General features: G+C 62.6%; 14 protein-coding genes and 1 pseudogene. 6 read left to right on the top strand and 9 right to left on the bottom strand.

The annotated features are described in order from the left end of the window. Positions 1 to 9: 9 nt before the first annotated feature. Entirely contained in the window at positions 10 to 1,884 is a 1,875-nt protein-coding gene (locus ACK2SD_RS07640; protein WP_412461801.1) for an MFS transporter, read from the bottom strand. Positions 1,885 to 2,152: 268 nt separating this feature from the next. Between ACK2SD_RS07640 and ACK2SD_RS07635 the strand changes: the two are divergent. Both ACK2SD_RS07635 and ACK2SD_RS07630 read left to right on the top strand, forming a co-directional pair. After that, positions 2,153 to 3,169 (top strand): annotated as a pseudogene (locus tag ACK2SD_RS07635) (methyl-accepting chemotaxis protein); the annotation flags it as partial. Positions 3,170 to 3,208: 39 nt separating this feature from the next. After that, positions 3,209 to 4,072 (top strand): methyl-accepting chemotaxis protein, encoded by an 864-nt coding sequence (locus ACK2SD_RS07630; protein ID WP_412462285.1) that lies wholly within the window; start codon positions 3,209 to 3,211, stop codon positions 4,070 to 4,072. Between the two features lie 47 nt (positions 4,073 to 4,119). On the opposite strand, the gene ACK2SD_RS07625 is transcribed toward ACK2SD_RS07630, so the two are convergent. The 4 genes from ACK2SD_RS07625 to ACK2SD_RS07610 form a co-directional block, all read right to left on the bottom strand. Beyond that, the gene (locus ACK2SD_RS07625; protein WP_412461800.1) at positions 4,120 to 4,962 is read right to left on the bottom strand and encodes an amidohydrolase family protein; all 843 of its coding nucleotides are present in this window, start codon (positions 4,960 to 4,962) and stop codon (positions 4,120 to 4,122) included. Positions 4,963 to 4,987: 25 nt separating this feature from the next. Next, complete coding sequence (locus tag ACK2SD_RS07620; protein ID WP_039579392.1) at positions 4,988 to 6,262, bottom strand: MFS transporter; 1,275 nt, start codon at positions 6,260 to 6,262, stop codon at positions 4,988 to 4,990. Between the two features lie 117 nt (positions 6,263 to 6,379). After that, complete coding sequence (locus ACK2SD_RS07615; protein ID WP_412461799.1) at positions 6,380 to 7,111, bottom strand: GntR family transcriptional regulator; 732 nt, start codon at positions 7,109 to 7,111, stop codon at positions 6,380 to 6,382. Positions 7,112 to 7,198: 87 nt separating this feature from the next. Continuing rightward, positions 7,199 to 8,350: a TDT family transporter gene (locus ACK2SD_RS07610; protein ID WP_412461798.1), complete on the bottom strand. Its 1,152-nt coding sequence runs from the start codon at positions 8,348 to 8,350 to the stop codon at positions 7,199 to 7,201. Between the two features lie 211 nt (positions 8,351 to 8,561). Between ACK2SD_RS07610 and ACK2SD_RS07605 the strand changes: the two genes are divergently transcribed. Further along, positions 8,562 to 12,038 carry a NahK/ErcS family hybrid sensor histidine kinase/response regulator gene (locus ACK2SD_RS07605; RefSeq protein WP_412461797.1) on the top strand — a complete coding sequence of 1,159 codons (3,477 nt, stop codon included), beginning with the start codon at positions 8,562 to 8,564 and terminating at the stop codon, positions 12,036 to 12,038. On the opposite strand, the gene rmuC is transcribed toward ACK2SD_RS07605, so the two are convergent. Continuing rightward, on the bottom strand, positions 12,010 to 13,482 hold the full coding sequence (rmuC, locus tag ACK2SD_RS07600; protein WP_412461796.1) for a DNA recombination protein RmuC: 1,473 nt from the start codon (positions 13,480 to 13,482) through the stop codon (positions 12,010 to 12,012). The two genes, ACK2SD_RS07605 and rmuC, sit on opposite strands and share 29 nt — an antisense overlap. A 62-nt stretch (positions 13,483 to 13,544) precedes the next feature. Next, the gene (locus ACK2SD_RS07595; protein ID WP_080754750.1) at positions 13,545 to 13,961 is read right to left on the bottom strand and encodes a tetratricopeptide repeat protein; all 417 of its coding nucleotides are present in this window, start codon (positions 13,959 to 13,961) and stop codon (positions 13,545 to 13,547) included. Between the two features lie 952 nt (positions 13,962 to 14,913). On the opposite strand from ACK2SD_RS07595, the gene ACK2SD_RS07590 reads away from it, so the two are divergent. From ACK2SD_RS07590 to ACK2SD_RS07580, 3 genes are all read left to right on the top strand, one after another. Continuing rightward, positions 14,914 to 15,138 carry a hypothetical protein gene (locus tag ACK2SD_RS07590; RefSeq protein ID WP_039579408.1) on the top strand — a complete coding sequence of 75 codons (225 nt, stop codon included), beginning with the start codon at positions 14,914 to 14,916 and terminating at the stop codon, positions 15,136 to 15,138. Between the two features lie 247 nt (positions 15,139 to 15,385). Continuing rightward, positions 15,386 to 15,868, top strand: a complete 483-nt coding sequence (locus ACK2SD_RS07585; RefSeq protein WP_412461795.1) for a hypothetical protein — start codon at positions 15,386 to 15,388, stop codon at positions 15,866 to 15,868. 146 nt (positions 15,869 to 16,014) lie between these two features. Further along, complete coding sequence (locus tag ACK2SD_RS07580; RefSeq protein ID WP_412461794.1) at positions 16,015 to 17,277, top strand: OmpP1/FadL family transporter; 1,263 nt, start codon at positions 16,015 to 16,017, stop codon at positions 17,275 to 17,277. 748 nt (positions 17,278 to 18,025) lie between these two features. Here ACK2SD_RS07580 and ACK2SD_RS07575 read toward each other — a convergent pair. Together ACK2SD_RS07575 and ACK2SD_RS07570 are read right to left on the bottom strand one after the other, a co-directional pair. Next, a complete protein-coding gene (locus ACK2SD_RS07575) occupies positions 18,026 to 18,574 on the bottom strand; it encodes a glutathione peroxidase (RefSeq protein ID WP_412461793.1) in 549 nt (182 codons plus the stop codon). Positions 18,575 to 18,740: 166 nt separating this feature from the next. Continuing rightward, positions 18,741 to 19,943, bottom strand: a complete 1,203-nt coding sequence (locus ACK2SD_RS07570) for an MFS transporter (protein ID WP_412461792.1) — start codon at positions 19,941 to 19,943, stop codon at positions 18,741 to 18,743. Positions 19,944 to 19,978: the final 35 nt, after the last annotated feature.

The following is a 19,978-nucleotide window of genomic DNA, read 5'->3' as shown; positions in this document are numbered from 1 at the left end:
GCGCACCCTTCAACGGCGCGCGCCGCGAAGGGCGCTGACCTGTTCGCGCAGCGCCTCGGGCTGGGCCGCCTCCACGGAGATGGCGGCCCCAGCCACCAGCGTCACCCGTGACCACAAGCGGCGTAGGAAGCCTTTGGCCGGATCGCGACTGAAGAAGCTGCCCCACAAGCCCTGCAACGCCAGCGGAATCACCGGCACCGGGGTTTCCTGCAGAATCCGCTTGACCCCGCCCTTGAACACGTCGATCTCGCCATCGGCAGTCAGCTTGCCCTCCGGGAAAATACACACCAACTCGCCTGCCTGCAGATACTCGGCGATGCGCGCGAACGCGCGCTCGTACGTCGCCGCGTCTTCGCTGTGCCCAGCGATGGGGATCGCACCTGCCGTGCGAAACACGAAATTCAGCACCGGCAGGTTGTAGATCTTGTAGTACATGACGAAACGTATAGGCCGACGGATCGCACCGCCAATCAGCAGCGCGTCGACGAACGAGACATGGTTGCACACCAGCAATGCCGCCCCTTCGTCGGGAATGCGGTCCAGGTCGCGGTGCTCGACGCGGTACATGGAGTGACTGAGCAGCCAGATCAGGAAGCGCATGGTGAATTCGGGCACGATGCTGAAAATGTAGGCATTGACCGCGATGTTGAGCAGCGACACCACCAGGAACAATTGCGGGATGCTCAGCTTCGCCACGCTCAGCAAGCCGATGGTGACCAGCGCCGACACCACCATGAACAGGGCATTGAGGATGTTGTTGGCGGCGATCACCCGCGCGCGCTCCTGCTCAGGGGTGCGTGCCTGGATCAGCGCATACAGCGGCACGATATAGAAACCGCCGAACACGCCCAGGCCGATGATCGACGCCATGATCCACCAGGCCTGGTGCAGCCCCAGCAGACTCAACCAGTCGTGAGGTGCGTCAGCCACCGGAACATCACCCGAATGCCACCACCAGAGCAGACCGAACAGGGTCAGGCCGAACGAGCCGAAGGGCACCAGACCGATTTCAACCTTGCGTCCGCTCAAGCGCTCGCACAGCAGCGAGCCGACAGCAATACCGACCGAGAACAGGGTCAACACCAAGGTGACCACCGTCTCGTCGCCGTGCAGCCAGTCCTTGGAATAGGCGGGAATCTGCGTCAGGTAGATCGCACCGACGAACCAGAACCATGAGTTGCCGACGATCGAACGCGACACCGCAGGCGTCTGCCCCAGGCCCAGGCGCAAGGTGGCCCAGGACTGTTTGAAGATGTTCCAGTCCAGCGGCATCTGCGGCGCCACCGCCGCCGCCCGAGGGATCCAGCGGCTGGCCAGATAACCCAGCACAGCGGTGCCGACGATGCCGCCCGCCACCACGCTGGCGTAATCGCTTGACGACATCATCACCCCGGCGCCGATGGTACCTGCCAGGATCGCCAGGAAGGTGCCCATCTCCACCAGCCCGTTGCCGCCGACCAACTCTTGCTCGTGCAGCGCCTGCGGCAGGATCGAGTATTTCACCGGACCGAACAGCGCCGAATGCGTGCCCATGGCGAACAGGGTGAGCAGCATCAGCTCAAGGTGACCGCTGAGAAAGCCCACGGCACCGATCGCCATGATCGCCACCTCGGCCAGTTTGATCGCCCGAATCAGCGCGTCCTTGGCGAACTTCTCACCAAACTGCCCCGCCAGCGCAGAGAACAGGAAGAACGGCAGGATGAACAGCAGCGCGCACAGATTGACCCAGATCGAGCGATCACCTTCCAGGCTGAGTTTGTAGAGGATGGCCAGGATCAGCGACTGCTTGAACAGGTTGTCGTTGAAGGCGCCCAGCGATTGGGTGATGAAGAACGGCAGGAAGCGACGCTTGCCGAGCAAGGTGAATTGCGAGGAATGACTCATCGTCCTTGTTCCTGAGAGGGCTTTGTCATTTGAAGGGTGCTCATCGTGAGAGGCGACAAATCTGCACGTGAATGCACACCTCTGGCAACCGCCCCAGGGCGAATCCGTTAACCACGCAGCAAGTTGCTGGCACTACGCCATTAATTTGTCGTCAAATAATTTTCAGATTGTTACAGTTCTGCCGATATTCATATACATGACCTGGATCCGGCAACGGCAATTCCCCCCTCGCCCTTCTTCGATGCATCACTAAGGAGCACCACCGCAGATGTTTACCTGGTTCGGCGACCTGAAAATCGCCCATAAACTGGCGCTCGGCTTCGGCCTCGTCCTGACGTTGACCCTGATCCAGTCGCTGATCAGCTGGGACGCCCTTGGCAAGATCGTTCGTCGCAGCGAAGTGGTGCGCGATGTGTCGATCCTCAATGATGCCCTGGGCGATCTGCGCGAAGCGCGTCTGCGCCATACGCTAGCAAACGGCGACGACGAGCAGACCCAGGCCTTGCTCACCGCCAGCGATGCATTGCAGCCACCGCTCAAGCGCCTGCGTGAAGTGATCCGCACTCCGCGCAATGTCGAACTGGTAGGTAAAGCCGAACAGTCCCTGGCCAGCTACGTGCAGACCCAGACCCTCAGCCTGCAGGCCTACCAGACCATGCGCTCGGCGCAGAAGGACATGGGCACCCTCGCCAATCAGTCGTTCGCGGCCCTCAAGAGCATTCGCCAGCAAGTACGCGCCCTGACCGATGCCGAGCAACGCGACGCACGCAGCGAGGCGGTCAATCAGATTCGCGAGAACCTGATCCTGCTGCGTTACCAGGTGCGCGGCTACACCAGCAACACCAATGCCGACAGCGAAAAGACCATGAACGATCAGATCGCTACCACGGTGAACACCCTGCCCGGGCTGATCGCGGCCTTGAACGGCCAGGCCGCCGACGCCACCGCACAGTTGAGCGAACAGGTCCGCGCCTATGCCGGCAAGGTCGAAACCTATCGCAGCGAGATCGGCAAACTGGCCGACTACCGCGTCAGCATGGCCAAGGACATCGCCAACCTGACCGAAGCCATCGGCCTGCTGCTCGACGGCCAAGGCACACTGGTGAATTCGGATAGCCAGTTCGCCAAGAACCTGCAGTTGGTTACGACCCTACTGGCGCTGGTGCTGGGCATCGTGCTGGCCGTGTTGATCGCGCGCCAGATCAGTCCGCCACTGCGCCGGGCACTGTTGGCCATGGAACAGGTTGCCGCCGGTGACCTGAGCGAGCAGCCAAGCAGCCGTCGTCGCGACGAACTGGGTCAGTTGCAGAACAGCCTGCAAGGCATGACCGCCAACCTGCGCCAACTGATCGGCGGCGTGCGCGATGGCATCTCGCAGATCGCCAGCGCCACCGAGGAACTCTCGGCCATCACCGCACAGACCAGCGCCGGTGCCAGCAGCCAGCGCCAGGAGACCGACCAGGTCGCCACCGCCATGCAGGAAATGGCCGCCACGGTGCAGGAAGTTGCGCGCAACGCCGGCGACGCCTCGGTGGCCGCCAGCGCCACCGATCTGGAAGCCCGCGAGGGCGAAAGCGTGGTCACCCGTGCGGTGGCGCAGATCGACCGGCTGGCCAGCCAGGTGGACGCCACCAATGAAGCGATGGACGCGCTACGCAACGAAAGCCAGCGCATCGGCAAGGTGATGGACGTGATCAAGGCCGTGGCCGAGCAGACCAACCTGCTGGCGCTCAACGCGGCCATCGAAGCGGCGCGAGCCGGTGAAGCCGGCCGTGGGTTTGCCGTGGTGGCCGATGAAGTGCGCAGCCTGGCGCAACGCACCCAGGCCTCGACGGCGGAAATCGAGTCGGCGATCAACAGCCTGGAACAGGGCACTCGTTCGGTCAGCGACTTGATGGAAGAGAGCCAGAGCCTGACCGAAAGCAGCGTGGCCCTGGTGCGCGAGGCGGGCGCGGCGCTGGAAGGCATCACTCAGCAGGTCTCCGGCATCCAACTGATGAACCAGCAGATTGCCGCCGCCTCCGAACAGCAGAGCGCAGTGGCCGAAGAAATCAGCCGCAGCGTGGTGACGGTCAGGGACATCTCGGAACAGACGGCAGGGGCCAGTGAGCAGACCTCGGTGTCCAGCGTCGAGCTGGCGCGCCTGGGCGGGCAGTTGCAGCAGATGATCAGCCGCTTCCGCGTCTAAAATGCAGGGGGCGGCCCGCCCGCCCCGACACCGTCAAGCAAGGCGGGTTACTGGAAGTCGAACAGGGCCCGCGCGGTATCCACCAACAGCGCTTGGCGCAGGGCAATCGAGCAGCCCAGCGCCTCGAACTGTTCGACCACGCCCGTAAAGTTCACCGCCGATTCATGCTGGGTGTGTGGCCAGTCGCTGCCCCACAGAAGGCGGTCGGCGCCATAATGCGCCTCCAGCATTCCCAGCGCCTGGCGGGCGAACAGCAGGTTCTGCGTCGCCGAGCCGCCCAAGCGATAGATCCCCGACACCTTGACCCACACCCTACCCTGTCCCCCCAGCGTCAGCATCTCGGCAAAGCCTGGCTGACCCAGACCCAGGCGAGCATCGGGCCGACCGAAGTGATCGATGACGATCTTCACGCCATAGGGGTGCAAGGCGTTCACCAACGCCGGGATGTCGGCTACCTGACGATGCAGCTCGACATGCCAGCCCAGTGCCGCGATGTGCTCCAGCAGCGGTCGCCAGGCGGCATCGCGTAAATCAGGCAGCGCTTGCCCCATCAGATTCAGCCGCACGCCGCGCACGCCCGCCTGGTGCATCTGTTCCAGGCTGGCGCGGTCCGCATCGCGCTCAAGCATCACCACCCCGCGTAATTGCCGGGGCGCGCTGTTCAGGGCAGCCAGCAGGTAGCGGTTGTCGGCGCCGAGAAAGCTCGGCTGAACCAGTACGCCGTGGCTGAAACCATGCCCAGCGAGCATGGCCAGGTAATCGTCCAACGGGGCGTCGTAGGTGGGTGCATAGCGACGCTCGGCCGCCAGGCTCAGCCCACGGCTGAAGACGTGGGCATGGCTGTCGATGGCCGTGAAAGGAGAAACGGTAGCGTGGGGCATGGCGCTCATCGAAAAGGTTGAAGAATGTGGATCGTTACTTGGCCATGGCCGGAGCGGTCGAGGCAGCCGCCTCGGGCTCCAGTGTGCGCCCGCGGGTTTCCGGCAGGCACAGCGCGGCGATCACCGCCACACCGTAGGCGATACCGGCATCGATGCCGATCGCCGCGCCCAGCGACATGGACTCGCTCATGTGACCGACCAGGAATGGGAACACCGCCGACAGCACGCGGCCGAAGTTGTAGCAGAAGCCCACCCCGGCGCCGCGCACGTCGGCTGGATAGAGCTCATTGAAGAACGCCCCGAGGCTGGCCGGGATGCCGGCGGCAAAGAAGCCCAATGGGAACCCGAGGAACAGCATCTGCGTGTTGCTGAGGGGGAAGAACACATAGGCCTGGACGGTCAGAACGCAGCACAGGGCGAACAGCAGGATGTTCTTGCGGCGGCCGATGCGGTCGATCAACAGACCGCTGACCACGCAGCCGCACCAGAAGGCGAAAATGATCACCGCCAGGTAACCGCCAGAGTTGAGCACCGACAGGTTGCGCTCGGTCTTGAGGAAGGTCGGCAACCAGGTCATCACCGCGTGATAGCCACCGTGGGCACCCAAGCCCAGCAGTCCGCCCAGCAAGGTGACGCGCAGCAGTTCCGGGCGGAAGATTCCGGCCATCGACTTGACGAAGCTGCGCGGCGCAACCTGGTCTTTCTGCAGGCGCTGGAAGCTGTCTGGCTCCTGCACGTTACGGCGCACCCAAATGATCAGCAGAGACGGCAACAAGCCGACGAAGAACATGACCCTCCAGGCGAACTCCTGCGGCACCAGCGAATAGATCAGCGCGAACAGCGCCACTGCCAGGCCCCAGCCCACTGCCCAGGCACTTTGCACCGTGCCCATGACCTTGCCGCGGTACTTCGGGTTGATGGTTTCGGCCATCAACACCGCGCCGGCCGCCCATTCGCCACCGATGCCGAAGCCTTGCATGGCCTTGACGAACAGCAGCGGATAGAAGCCGGTGACGAAGGCCGACAGGAAGGTGAAGAAGGAGAACCAGAGAATCATCCACTGCAAGGTGCGCACACGGCCATAGCGGTCCGACAGGGTACCGCCGAGCCAGCCGCCGATGGCCGAGGTGACCAGGGTCAGTCCACTGATCAGACCGGCATCGCCTTTGCTCAGGGAAAACGCGGCGATCAGCGCCGGAATGGCCAGGCCGAACATCTGGACTTCCAGGGCGTCGAGCGACCAGCCGCCGAAGCAGGCCCAGAATGTCTTGCGCTCGCGCGAGGTGATTTCGCGGTACCAACTGAACATGTTTCTTATCCTTCTAGGTCGTGTAAGGGTGGCCGGACTCGCACCGGCCAGGCAGGCAACACCCCGGCACCGTGCGAGCACGGCGCAGCAGGCGGGGCTATGGACGGCAGCGGCGGTTCAGCGAATGTCGATGCGGTAGCGGAAGTGCTGGGCATGGCCGCGCGAGCGGCGCCACTCCAGTGGCTTGCCGGCGTAGTCACGGGCCAGACGCTCGATCACCACCACCGGACTCCCCTCCGGCAGTTGCAACAAACGCCCCTGAACCGCATCGACCGACTCGGCGGTAAGGGTTTCCTCCGCGTAGGCCACCACTTGGCCACACAGCGTTTCGTAGATTGGGTAGAGCAACGGCCCTTTGCGGTCCAGCTCGACTTCCAGCAAGGGCTGGAAGATCTGGCGCGCCAGCCAGATTTCCTCGGCCAGCACCGGCTGGGCGCCCAGCAAACGCAGACGCACGATGCGGATGACCTCGGCCTGCGCCGTCAGCCCCAACGCCGCCGCCACCGCCGAGGCCGCCGGCAGTGGCTCGATGGAGAGGATGCGGCTCTCGGGTACGACCCGCGCGCCATTGGCTGATTCGAAACGGAAAAAGCGGAACAGCGAGGACTGGAACTGCGGCCGACGAATGAAGGTGCCACGACCCTGTTGGCGCTCCAGGACGCCTTCGGCGACCAGTACATCGACAGCCTTGCGCACGGTGCCGACCGACATCTGGAACTCGCTGGCCAGCGCCGCTTCGGTAGGAATGGCCTCACCTGGGCGCCAGCGGTTGTTGGCGATCTGCTCGACCATGTGGTCGCGCAACTGTTGGTAGCGGGGCAGACGCGCATCACCGGGCAGCGTGTTCATGGGCTCTGTCTCTCGTGTTGTTATATAGACATACATATGAATTGCTAGAGAGTATTCCTCCTGCCCTGAACGCTGTCAATCCTCCGCCTATCGGACGGCGCTGGCCGCAGCGATGCACGGCGACACGAACAACTCACCCCGCCAAGCGCCTGTGAGCGTTTTGCCTGCCACCACTAGCCACAACATTGCCAGCATGCCCACCAACACCTGCCCGGCGGCCATGAAAAAGCCCAGTCCCAACCACTCAGCCAATTTCAACGTGGCCAGGCTGTAGACACCCAACGGAAAGGTGAACCCCCACCAGCCCAAGTTGAACGGCATTCCGTGGCGCAGGTAACGCACGGTAATCAGCACGGCCGTCAGCAACCACCACAGGCCTGCCCCCCACAGCACCATCCCGGCCACCAGTCCCAGACCCCGCGCCACCTCGCCCATTGCCCCAAGGTCATTGGCGGCGAATACACCCGGCGCATCACCGCCAAGCAGCAGCATGCCCAACGCGCCGGTACCGATGGGGCCCAAGGCCAGCCAACTGGACGCCGCCATGTTCGCCGGCGGCAGCTTGTGCAGCGCCATGCGCAACATCAGGATTGTCAGGATGCTGAACGCGACTGGCAGCGACACCGCCCACATGACGTAACTGGTGACCAGCACCAGAAACTGGGCCTGAGGGTCGGCCAAGTGCGGCACCAGCAGGCCGCCGCTGGCTGCGGCCACCTCGGCCGCCACCACCGGCAGCAGCCAGACGGCGGTCATTTGGTCGATGCTGTGTTCCTGACGGGTGAACATCAGGTAGGGAATGGCCACGCCACACAGCAGCGCGAGGGCCACATCCAGCCACCATAGCGCCTCGATCCACGGCAGCAGGCCTTCGCCCCAACGCGCCAGGCCGAACACCAGGCCGCCGTTGAGGATGGTCGCCAGCCCCATGGGGATGGTGCCGAAGAACATCGAGACCGTGGAATGGCCGAATATCCGCCGCGCTTCGTCGAAGAACAGCAGCCAGCGGGCGCTGTACAGCACGCAGAACACGATGAACAGCGCGACCGTCAACCACCACAGCGCCTCGGCGAGGCCCAGCAACGCCGATACCTGCACCTGCCGCAGGGCCAGAGCCAGCACGCCGGTGCCCATGGTCGCGGCAAACCAGTTGGGGGTGAACTGGCGAATCACTTCAAGGGGGTGGGCGAGGCGCTGGAAGGGTCGCAAGGACCGAGCACGGGTGTGAGGGCAAGACATGAGCGATTCCTCGGATAAGGTGAAATCATCTTATGCTTGCCAGGAATATCTATATAACGGGTATTTTCTCTATCTGTTATCTGCTTTACAGATATACAACCCGGCGGAGCGTGCGACTCCCTGCCACTGCGACCATCGTCTGCGCTGACGAAACCGCCCTGCTCGTGCCAGACTGCTCGGGACCGCGTTTCCCTCTTGCTGCGGAGTTTGCATGTCGTTGTCCAGTGGGCTGATCGCCGTGGTCGCCCTGGCCTATATGGCCATCATGTTCGCCATCGCCTTCTACGGCGACCGTCGCAGCACCCCGCTGCCGCCGCGCCTGCGCGCCTGGGTATACAGCCTGTCCCTGGCGGTGTACTGCACCAGCTGGACCTTCTTCGGCGCGGTCGGCCAGGCCGCCGAGCAGCTCTGGGCCTTCCTGCCCATCTACCTGGGCCCGGTGCTGCTGCTGATTTTCGCGCCCTGGGTGCTGCAGAAGATGGTGCTGATCAGCAAACAGCAGAACATCACCTCCATCGCCGACTTCATTGCCGCGCGCTACGGCAAGTCGCAGACCCTTGCTGTGGTGGTTGCCCTGATCTGCCTGGTTGGCGTGCTGCCCTACATCGCCCTGCAGCTCAAGGGCATCGTGCTGGGCGTCAACCTGTTGATCGGCGCCAATGCCGATGCCACCGGCACACGCGTTCAGGACACCGCACTGGTGGTATCGCTGGTGCTCGCGCTGTTCGCCATCGTCTTCGGCACGCGCAGCCTGGACGTCACCGAACACCACCGCGGCATGGTGCTGGCCATCGCCTTCGAGTCGATGATCAAGCTGCTGGCCTTCCTCGCCGTCGGCGCCTTCGTGGTGTTCAACCTGTACGACGGTGTCGACGACCTGTTCAGCCAGGCGCGACAGTCAATGCACCTGGAGCGCTACTGGCAGGAAACCATCAACTGGCCGTCGATGGTGGTGCAGACCGCCGTGGCGATGATGGCGATCATCTGCCTGCCGCGGCAGTTTCACGTCACCGTGGTGGAGAACATAGAGCCGCAGGACATGCGCTTGGCGCGCTGGGTGTTCCCACTGTATCTGGTGCTGGCCGCGCTGTTCGTGGTGCCGATCGCCTTGGCCGGACAAATGCTGTTGCCGGGCACGGTGATGTCCGACTCCTTCGTCATCAGCCTGCCGCTGGCCGAAGCCCATCCCAGCCTGGCATTGCTGGCGTTCATCGGCGGCGCCTCGGCCGCCACCGGCATGGTCATCGTCGAGGCCGTGGCGCTGTCGACCATGGTCTCCAACGACATGCTGCTGCCCTGGCTGCTGCGCCGCAACAACGCCGAGCGGCCGTTCGAAGCGTTCCGCCATTGGATGCTCTCGGTACGCCGGGTCACCATCGTGGTCATCCTGCTGCTGGCGTATGTCAGTTACCGACTGCTGGGTTCCACTGCAAGCCTGGCGACTATCGGCCAGATCGCCTTCGCCGCCGTTACCCAACTGACCCCAGCGATGCTCGGCGCCTTGTACTGGAAGCAGGCCAACCGGCGCGGCGTGTTCGCAGGACTGGCCGCCGGGATTTTCCTGTGGTTCTACACCTTGGTACTGCCCATCGCCGCGCACAGCCTGGACTGGTCGCTGCAGCTGTTTCCGGGCCTGGCGTGGTTGCACGGCAACCCGCTGAACCTGCCCATCAGCCCGCTGACGCAAGGCGTGGTGCTGTCGCTGGCGGGCAACTTCACCCTGTTCGCCTGGGTGTCGATCCTCTCGCGCACACGGGTGTCCGAGCACTGGCAGGCCGGTCGCTTCATCGGTCAACAGACCAGCGCCAGCCCCAGTGGGCGCACACTGCTGGCGGTGCAGATCGACGACCTGCTCAACCTCGCCGCACGCTTCGTGGGCGAGGAGCGCGCACGCCAGAGCTTCATTCGCTTCGCCTACCGCCAGGGCAAGGGCTTCAACCCCAACCAGAACGCCGATGGCGACTGGATCGAGCACACCGAGCGGCTGCTGGCCGGGGTGCTGGGCAGTTCTTCGACAAGAGCGGTGGTCAAGGCGGCCATCGAGGGCCGCGACATGCAGCTCGAGGACGTGGTACGCATCGCCGACGAAGCCAGCGAGGTGCTGCAGTTCAACCGCGCTCTGCTGCAGGGGGCGATCGAGAATATCAACCAAGGCATCAGCGTGGTCGACCAAAACCTGCATTTGGTCGCCTGGAACCGCCGCTACCTGGAGCTGTTCAACTACCCGGACGGGTTGATCGCCGTCGGCCGGCCGATCGCCGACATCATTCGCTACAACGCCGAGCGGGGTCTGTGCGGTCCCGGCGAAGCGCAGGTCCATGTGGCGCGGCGCCTGCACTGGATGCGCCAGGGACGGGCGCATACCTCCGAGCGCCTGTTCCCCAATGGCCGGGTCATCGAGTTGATCGGCAATCCGATGCCCGGTGGCGGCTTCGTCATGAGCTTCACCGACATCACGCCGTTCCGCGAAGCCGAGCAGGCGCTCAAGGATGCCAACGAGGGCCTGGAGCAACGGGTGGCCGAGCGCACCCACGAACTCTCGCAATTGAACCAGGCACTGTCCGACGCCAAGAGCCACGCCGAAGCGGTCAGCCAGTCCAAGACGCGCTTCCTCGCGGCGGTCAGCCACGACCTGATGCAGCCGCTGAACGCCGCACGGCTGTTCTCCGCTGCACTGTCGCAACAGGCCGAGACCTTGAACGACGAAGCCCGGCAACTGGTGCGGCACCTGGACAGCTCGCTGCGCTCGGCCGAAGAATTGATCAGCGATCTGCTGGACATCTCACGCCTGGAGAACGGCAAGATCACCCCGGACATCAAACCCTTCGCACTCAATACGCTGTTCGACACCCTCGGTGCCGAGTTCAAGGTGCTGGCCGCCGAAAAAGACCTGGCGTTCCGCCTGCGCGGCAGTCGCCTGCAGGTCAGCAGCGACATCAAGCTGCTGCGCCGGGTGCTGCAGAATTTCCTGACCAACGCGCTGCGCTACGGCAGCAGCCCGATCCTGCTGGGCACGCGGCGTGAGGGTGAGCGGCTGTGGCTGGAGGTGTGGGATCGCGGCCCTGGCATTGCCGACGACAAGTTGCAGGTGATCTTCCAGGAGTTCAAGCGCCTGGACAGCCACCAGACGCGCGCTGAAAAAGGCCTGGGCTTGGGCCTGGCGATCGCCGATGGCTTGTGCCGGGTGCTGGGTCACACCTTGCAGGTGCGCTCATGGCCGGGTAAAGGCAGCGTATTCAGGGTGAGCGTGCCGATCGCCCGCCAGCCGCTGGCCACCCCGGCAGCCCCTGCCGAGCAGATGGGACAACCGCTGGCGGGACTGCAGGTGCTGTGCGTGGACAATGAAGACAGCATCCTGATCGGCATGAACAGTCTGCTCGGACGCTGGGGCTGCCAGGTCTGGACCGCTCGCGACCAGGCCGAGTGCGAAGCGCTGCTGGTCAAGGGCATGCGCCCGCACCTGGCGCTGGTGGACTATCACCTGGACCACGGCGAGACCGGCACCGGCCTGATGGCGTGGCTACGCACGCAGTTGGGCGAGCCGATTCCCGGCGTGGTGATCAGCGCCGACGGGCGCAACGAGACCATCGCCCAAGTGCATGCGGCTGGCCTGGACTACCTGGCCAAGCCGGTCAAGCCGGCAGCCCTGCGCGCCCTGCTCAATCGGCATCTGAGCCTGGTGCAGTAAGGCCTTCGTCGGCCATCGCGCGCTCCAGCAGGTCGGCCGGCAGGCTCTTGCTGGCGCGGGCGCCGAGCAGCTTGAGCTGTTCGCTACGGCTGATCAGATTACCGCGACCCTCGCACAGTTTATTGCGCGCCGCCGCGTAGGCTTTGTCGACCTGCTGCAAGCGCGCGCCCAACTCGTCCAGATCCTGGATGAACAAGACGAATTTGTCGTACAGCCAACCGGCGCGCTCGGCGATTTCTCGGGCGTTTTGCCCCTGGCGCTCCTGTTTCCACAGGCTGTCGATGACCCGCAGGGTGGCCAGCAAGGTGGTGGGGCTGACGATCACGATCTGCCGGTCGAACGCCTCTTGGAACAGCCCCGGCTCGGCTTGCAGCGCCGCAGAAAAGGCCGCTTCGATGGGCACGAACAGCAGCACGAAGTCCAGGCTGTGCAGGCCGTCCAGACGGCTGTAGTCCTTGCTCGACAACCCCTTCACATGGCTGCGCAGCGACTGCACATGCTGCTTGAGCGCCGCCTCGTCGTTGCCGGCGACGAACTGCTGGTAGGCGGTGAGGCTGACCTTGGCGTCGACCACCACCTGTTTGTCGCCGGGCAGCATGATCAGCACATCGGGCTGGAAGCGCTCGCCATCGGCGCTTCTGAGACTGACCTGGGTCTGGTACTCGCGGCCCTTCTCCAGGCCCGCGTGCTCCAGCACCCGCTCCAGAATCAATTCGCCCCAGTTGCCCTGGGTCTTCTGCCCTTTGAGGGCCTGGGTGAGGTTGGTGGCTTCATCGGACAAGCGCAAGTTGAGCTGCTGCAAACGCTCCAGTTCCTTGGCCAGCGAGAAGCGCTCGCGGGCTTCGTGCTGGTAGCTCTCCTCCACGCGTTTTTCGAACGCCTGGATGCGTTCCTTGAGCGGATCGAGCAATTGCCCCAGGTGCTGCTGGCTAGTCTGGGCGAAGCGCTGTTCACGCTCGTCGAAGATGCGCGTGGCCATTTCGGCGAACTGCGCACGCAGGGTGTCGCGGGCTTGCTGCAGGTCTTCCAGACGTTGGGCATGGCTGTCCTGCTGTTCGCGAAGCTCGGCATCCAGACGTGCCGCCTGTGCCTCCAGGCGGCGCAGTTCGGCTTCGCGATTGGCGCGCTCCAGGCTCCAGGCATGAGCAGCGTCGCGGGCGTTGTCGCGCTCGATCTGCAGCAGCTCCAGCTCACGGTGTTGCGCCGCCAGCTGTGCCTGCTTATGGCTGTTGGCCTCGCTCAGATCGCTGATTTCGTCACGGCTGGCATCAAGCTGGGCTTGCAGACCGGCCTGCGCCAGTTGCGACGCGTTGAGGCGCTCCTGCCATAGACTGCCTTCGCCCTGACGGACGGCGAGTCGTCGCTGAAGCTGCAACGCCCAGCCCAGGCAAGGCACCGCAGCGGCGACGATGCCCATCAAAATACTGGCCAGATCCACTGCCATGCTCACCCCGATCGTTGTTCCAATGCAGGCTGCAGCTTACAGGGGTTTGCCCACTCATGACGCTAGGGATGCAGGCGCTCGAGCAATCGCTGCGCATCCTGCGAACCCTGCCCGGCCGCCAGTTCCAGCCAATGCCGCGCTTGCTCGGCATCCTGCGGCAGGCACAGACGGGCGTATTCGAGTTGGGCAAGTCCATCCCCAGCCCGAGCCGCCTGACGCAACAGCTCGTGACCGATGCGCCGGTCGCGTGCATTGCCGCAATCGCGGCACAGCAACTGTCCCAAGCGACTCTGGGCAACCACCACGCCCCGACGCGCCGGCTGTTTGAGCAGGCGTCCGGCCAAGTGCTTGACGCTGGGCTTGACGCCCAGGCGGGGGCTGTCGAGTAGCCAGAGAGCGACTTTCAGCGAAAAGCGTTTGGAAAAGACGCTCGGTCCCGTATTAGGGCAATCGGCTTGGGAGGAGACACGAAACTTCATGACAGACAGCGAAGGCAATTCGAAAAGCGCGCCACTCTACCGTTTTTTTTGCGTGATGGCTCGATACGCGCCTGACAGCGCGGAAAAAAATATTTCATGGTTCTTTTCTTGACGTTTTTCAATCCAGCACTCGAGTGCGAGAAGGTGTTGACTTACACGTCAGATATTTCTCAGCACGACTTGACATGCCCGTCCTAGAGCAACCCTGCAACACAATCCACAGATACTGTGGATAACTCGGTGGACAACCCCCCTTGCGTGCCCGCAAACCCTTATGGAATGGGGGCTTCAGTCAAACTGACGATTTTTTCACCAGCCGAAATAAGTGTTTTTTTTCATTGACTTAAGGTCGCAGTCAAGTCATTGGCGGCTTCTTGAGGGCGTGTTGCAATACGGTTACAAGTCGCGCCACGCGTGTGTACAACTGGGTACTGGCCCTAGGCCGAGCGGGGATCGTTGCCACGCGTCACCCCACTACTCACCCGGTCGCCCACTTCACAGGAGCGCTTTCAGCAGCGATAATGGTCGGCTTCGCTGAACGATTTAAAAAAAGCTTGCATCGCTGCCAATGCTTAGGTAGTGTGGCCACCGTTAGTACCAAGCTGAAATCAATTCTGGCCATTATGTCCTTGCGACTGCTCCCACCCCGGGTAGCCTCGCTGAAACCAGGACGGCCTACGCGATGATTCACTGAATGGCATACGCCACTCCAGTCCGAATCAGCCAACGAACGATTGATCGGGATCTTCACCCATGGCCTCGAACCTGGCCCGTGGGATGCTGCCCGCCTTCCTAAGTACCTACCAGTCAGCCCGGCGCCTACATTGTGCTTGCGCTTTCTCTGGCTGCTCTGTTCCGGTCAGGTTTTTCGCCTCCCTTAATAAAGGCGTCACCGGAACGTTTCTATTGTGCACGGATCGAACCCGTGTCTTGAGCAGGAAACTCTAAAAAAATGACCAATCATCATCACATTCAGCGCGCATTCGGCACGCTTTCTCAGGCCTTCGCACCACTGCAGTGCCTGATCGTTGCTCCCCGCAAGGGCAGCTTCAGCTTCACCCTGGTAGACGAACACGGCGTGGCATGCCACACCGAACGTCTTTACCCAGAGCAGTACACTGGCGCAGAGCCGCTGCAGGCGGTGATCGACCGCACGCGCCAGTCGCTGGTCGCATGAACGAATGGGCGAAGATTCGCCCCGTGAATGTGCCACTCTGATTGCTGCTAGCGCTGCACCGGTGTAATTGCCACAAGGCATATAGCCTGATCGCAGCGGCAGCAATCGATTTAAAAACAGCCCTTTACACCATGAATATCACACTAGACTTCAACTCGAGCGGTGCGAGCCGCTTCCGATGGGTGTGATCCTTCAGCCAGCTGCCAAGCTCCCCGCACCCATCGGTCCCTGACAGTTCGAGGGCATCATGGGTATCGCTGCGAACGAATTGAGCCGTTATGTCATCCGCCCCACGCTGGTCTATCTGGGGCGCCACAACGCGAGCGCAGAAGCCTTGCTCCTGGGCGTCGCTGCCAGCCAGTCTTGCCTTGGCCAGGCCTTGCATGATCGCCGTGGCCACGGGCTGTACCGCATCGGTGAGACGCGTCATCAAGCGCTGTGGGATTGTTACCTCGCCCGTGATCCGGAATTGGCCAGCCTGGTGCGTGGGCTGGCCAGTCAGCATGCCTTCCTTGGCGGTCCACATTTGGAACTGACCGTCAATCTGCGCTACGCCACCGCCATCGCCTGGATGCTCATCGAGGAACAGGCCACGCCGCTCCCGGCCGCCGACGATGTGCTCGGCCTGGCCAAGATCTGGCGACAGACCTTTCATCCGCAAGGGCGCCTACGTGACTTCACCCAGGCGTGGGATTGCTGGGTAAACCCTAGGGTTGCGGAGCCATCATAGGAATCCTCTTACGAAAGATTCAGAACTGCGGCTTATTTTGGTCGGATTGTCCTACAAAACCGCTCTATCTCCGCGTATACAGCCTATGGCGTACTTCGCGATTTGTTGGTAGCTTTTGGCCCCGGAGATCCCAAGGAGTTCTAATAATGAAAACAGTCATGCTCAAAACCTCCCTCGGCGTCGCAATCGCGGTCGCCTCTAGCCAACTCTTCGCCAGCGGTTTCGCGCTCAACGAGCAAAGCGTCAGTGGTATGGGGACAGGTTTCGCGGGTCGTTCTTCGGCTGCTGACGACGCCAGCACCCTCTACGGTAACCCTGCCGGTATGTCTCGCCTCAAGCGCGAACAGGTTACCGTAGGCGGCGCGGCAGTCATCGCTAAATCCGATATTTCCGGTCCTGGCAGCAACCTGGGCGGGGAAACCGACGGCGACATGGTGCCGGTGGTCGGTGTACCGATGGGTTACTACGTTAAGCCGCTCGACGATCACTGGAGCGTGGGCTTCGGTGTCTACGTACCCTTCGGCCTGGTGACCGACTACGGCAGCGACGACGCTGCGCGCTATTGGGGTAAGAAGAGCCACGTCGAAGTGGTGACCTTCCAGCCGACCATCAGCTATGCCTTCAACGACAAGGTGTCCATCGGCTTCGGTCCGACCATCAACCGGATCAAGGGTGAATTGGGGTCCAACACCATCAACCCCTTCACGCCTGGCCGCAACGATGGCGAAGTCAAGATCAAAGGTGACGACACGGCGGTCGGCTACAACATCGGTGTGATGGTACAAGCCACTGACCGCACCCGCCTGGGCCTGACCTACCACTCGATGGTCGACTACAAGCTCGAAGGCAAGACCAAGGTCAACAACGCGTTAATCGGGCCATTCAGCGGAAGCAAGTTCGACGCCGAGCTCAAGATCAAAACGCCTGAGTCGGTGGACTTCTCGGTTACTCACGAGCTTGACGACCAGTGGACTCTCTACGCGGGCAGCACTTGGACCCGTTGGAGCCGTCTGAAAGACATCACCGTCAACAACGAAGTGCCTGCTCCGCTGGCAGCTCAATTCGGCACCATCAGCGAAGAGCAGAACTGGCACGACACCTGGGCGCATGCTGTGGGTGCTTCGTACAAGGTCAACAAGGAATGGACCTTGCGTACTGGCTTTACCGTCGACCAGTCGCCGACCAACAATCAGGATCGTTCGCCGCGCATCCCTACCGGCGATCGCAAGATCTTCAGCCTGGGGGCGGGTTACAGCCCAACCGACGACGTGACCATCGATGTGGCGTATTCCTACCTGTGGGAGGAAGACACCAAGGTGAACCTGGCCAGCCGGACCAAAGGGAGCTATCAGGCCAAGTATGAGAACAGCGCTCACGGGATTGGTGCTTCGCTGACTTATCGGTTCTGATTGGGGTTTGAGGTTGTGAGAAGACCGCCCTTGTGGCGGTTTTTTCATTGGGGCTTTTGGGGGCTGCTTGTCTTGGGGTGAAGATCCGTTAGTTTTGGTGAGGCTGATTCACCTTTTCGCCCTTACGGCGACCCTCTTTTTTTTCTTGGAAAAAAGAGGGGCAAAAACCGCTTGCTCCCGCATACGGCCCCTGCGCTGCGCGCAGGGGTTCCCTCGCGCCGGCGTCGCTCCGGGAGGACCGCGCTTAGGGACCCTCCTGGTCCCAAGCGCTTGACGGGCATCCATGCCCGTCACCTCCCTGCGCAACGCCTATGCTCGGCCTCCTGAGGTCGCGGTTGGCGGTGATTGGGCTACCGCGCACTAAGATCAAAAGCTACGGCAACGGCAACGGCAACGCCGATTTGATCGCGCAGCGCTCCAGAACATCTGCCCCCACCGTCGTGCTTCTAAGCGCGCGCCAGTTCAGACGCCGCCCATCGCGACCTCAGGAGGCCGAGCAGAGGTGGCATGGAGGGGGTTGACGGGCATGGATGCCCGTCAAGCGCTTGGGGCCATGGATGGCCCCTAAGCGCGGTACCCCCGGAGTGCCACCGGCGCGAGGGAACCCCGAAGGGGCCGTATGCGGGAGCAAGCGGTTTTTGCCCCCTTTTTTCCAAGAAAAAAAGGGGGTCGCCGTAAAGGCGAAAAGGTGACTAAGCCTCACCAAAGCCAACGGATATTCACCCAAAACCAAAACCCAAAACCCAAACTAAGGCCTAGACCCAATCGCCCTCTCAATAGCCCCAACAAACGCCGGATCATCCGGTTTAGTCAGACTGGAAAACTGCCCAATCACCTTCCCCCGACGATCCACCACATACTTATAGAAATTCCACTTCGGCGCACTACTCTGCCTGGCCAACTCAGCAAATAACGGAATGGCATCATCCCCCCGCACCGCCTGAGTCTTGGTCATGGTAAAGGTCACGCCATAGTTGGCATAACACACCTTGGCCGTTTTCTCGCTATCAGCGTCTTCCTGTTTGAAATCATTGGAGGGCACTCCCAGCATTTCCAAACCCTGGTCATGATAGGCCTTATAGGTCGCCTCCAATCCTTCGAACTGCGGAGCAAACCCGCAATAGCTGGCCGTATTGATCACCACCAGCGGTTTGCCCGCATAGCGCTGGCAAAGATCCACCTGCCCCTTGCCCCGCAATTCCGGCAGGCTACCCTGCAACAACGCTGGACAGTCGGCCGCCCAACTGGAGGCGACAGCCGTAAAGACCAAGGGCACTGCAAGCCAGCGAAGGCGCATAGTCTGATACTCCTGCAAGACGTTTCGTTAACCTAGCAGGTTAGCGCCTAACAGACTCCCATGCCCAATTGCATGAGCGCCAGTCCCCCGCGCTGCCAGCCCCACCACGCCAACGCCAGTAACAACAGGGCTCCCGCTGCTAGCCAGCCACGCAAGCCACAGCGCCTCACGCCACAGCCTCCTGCAGACGCGCGACCGGCCGCTCGCGCACCGGCCAATTGAGCGCCGCCGCCAGCACACTGAGCAGGATGGAAATCTGCCAGACCACGTCGTAGCTGCCCATGCGGTCGTACACCACACCCCCCATCCAGCCTCCCAGGAATGCCCCTAGTTGATGGAACAGGAACACGATGCCACCGAGCATGGACAAGTTGCGCACCCCAAACACAGTCGCCACGGTGCCATTGGTCAGCGGCACCGTCGACAGCCACAGCAATCCCATGGCAATACCGAACAGGTAAGCGCTGAACGTAGTCACCGGCGCCAACAGGAACAACCCGATGACCACGGCCCTGAGCAGATAAAGACTGGTCAGCAGACGCGGCTTGGACAGCCGCCCGCCGAGCCAACCGGCCGTGTAGGTGCCCACGATATTGAACAGCCCGACCAGCGCCAGCACCGTAGTCCCGGTACTTGCCGGCAGATGCTGGTCGACGAGATAGGCCGGCAGATGAACGCCGATGAACACCACCTGGAACCCGCAGACGAAGAAGCCCAGCGCCAGTAGCCAGAAGCCCGAATGCGAGCAGGCCTCGCGCAGTGCCTGACCCAAGGTCTGTTCGCCATCCAGGCGAGGCAGCGGACGGTCACGCAGCATACTGACCAAGGGGACGATCAACGCCACCAGCAAACCCAGCACCAGCAGCGCCGCCGACCAGCCCAACCATTGGATCAGGCCAAGCGTGCCGGGCAGCATGACGAACTGACCGAACGATCCCGCCGCGCTGGCGATGCCCATGGCCAGACTGCGCTGCTGAGGGGCTACCGCGCGGCCCACCACGCCCAGGATCACCGAGAACGAGGTGCCCGAAAGACCGATACCGATCAGCAGCCCAGCGCTGAGCGACAACGACCACAGCGAGTCGGCCATACCCATCAGCACCAGCCCCAGGGCATAGAGAATGCCACCGATGATCACCACGCGGGCCGCGCCCAGGCGGTCGGCCAAGGCACCGGCGAAAGGCTGGGCCAAGCCCCAGATCAGGTTCTGCAAGGCAATGGCGAAGGCGAAGACTTCACGGCCCCAGCCGAAGTCGGTGCTCATCGGCGCCAGGAACAAACCGAAACCGTGGCGCACGCCAAGCGACAGCGCCAGGATCAACGCAGCGCCAAGCAGCACCCAGCCACTGGTTCGCCAGAGGGAAGTCATTGTTGTTATCTCCAGGCATCACGAAAGGCGGGCGC

Origin of the sequence: Pseudomonas sp. SC11 (assembly GCF_047039205.1) — a bacterium.
Classification (GTDB): domain Bacteria; phylum Pseudomonadota; class Gammaproteobacteria; order Pseudomonadales; family Pseudomonadaceae; genus Aquipseudomonas; species Aquipseudomonas boreofloridensis.
Note: the sequence above shows the minus strand (reverse complement) of the source record. Positions and strands in the feature narration are given on the sequence as shown.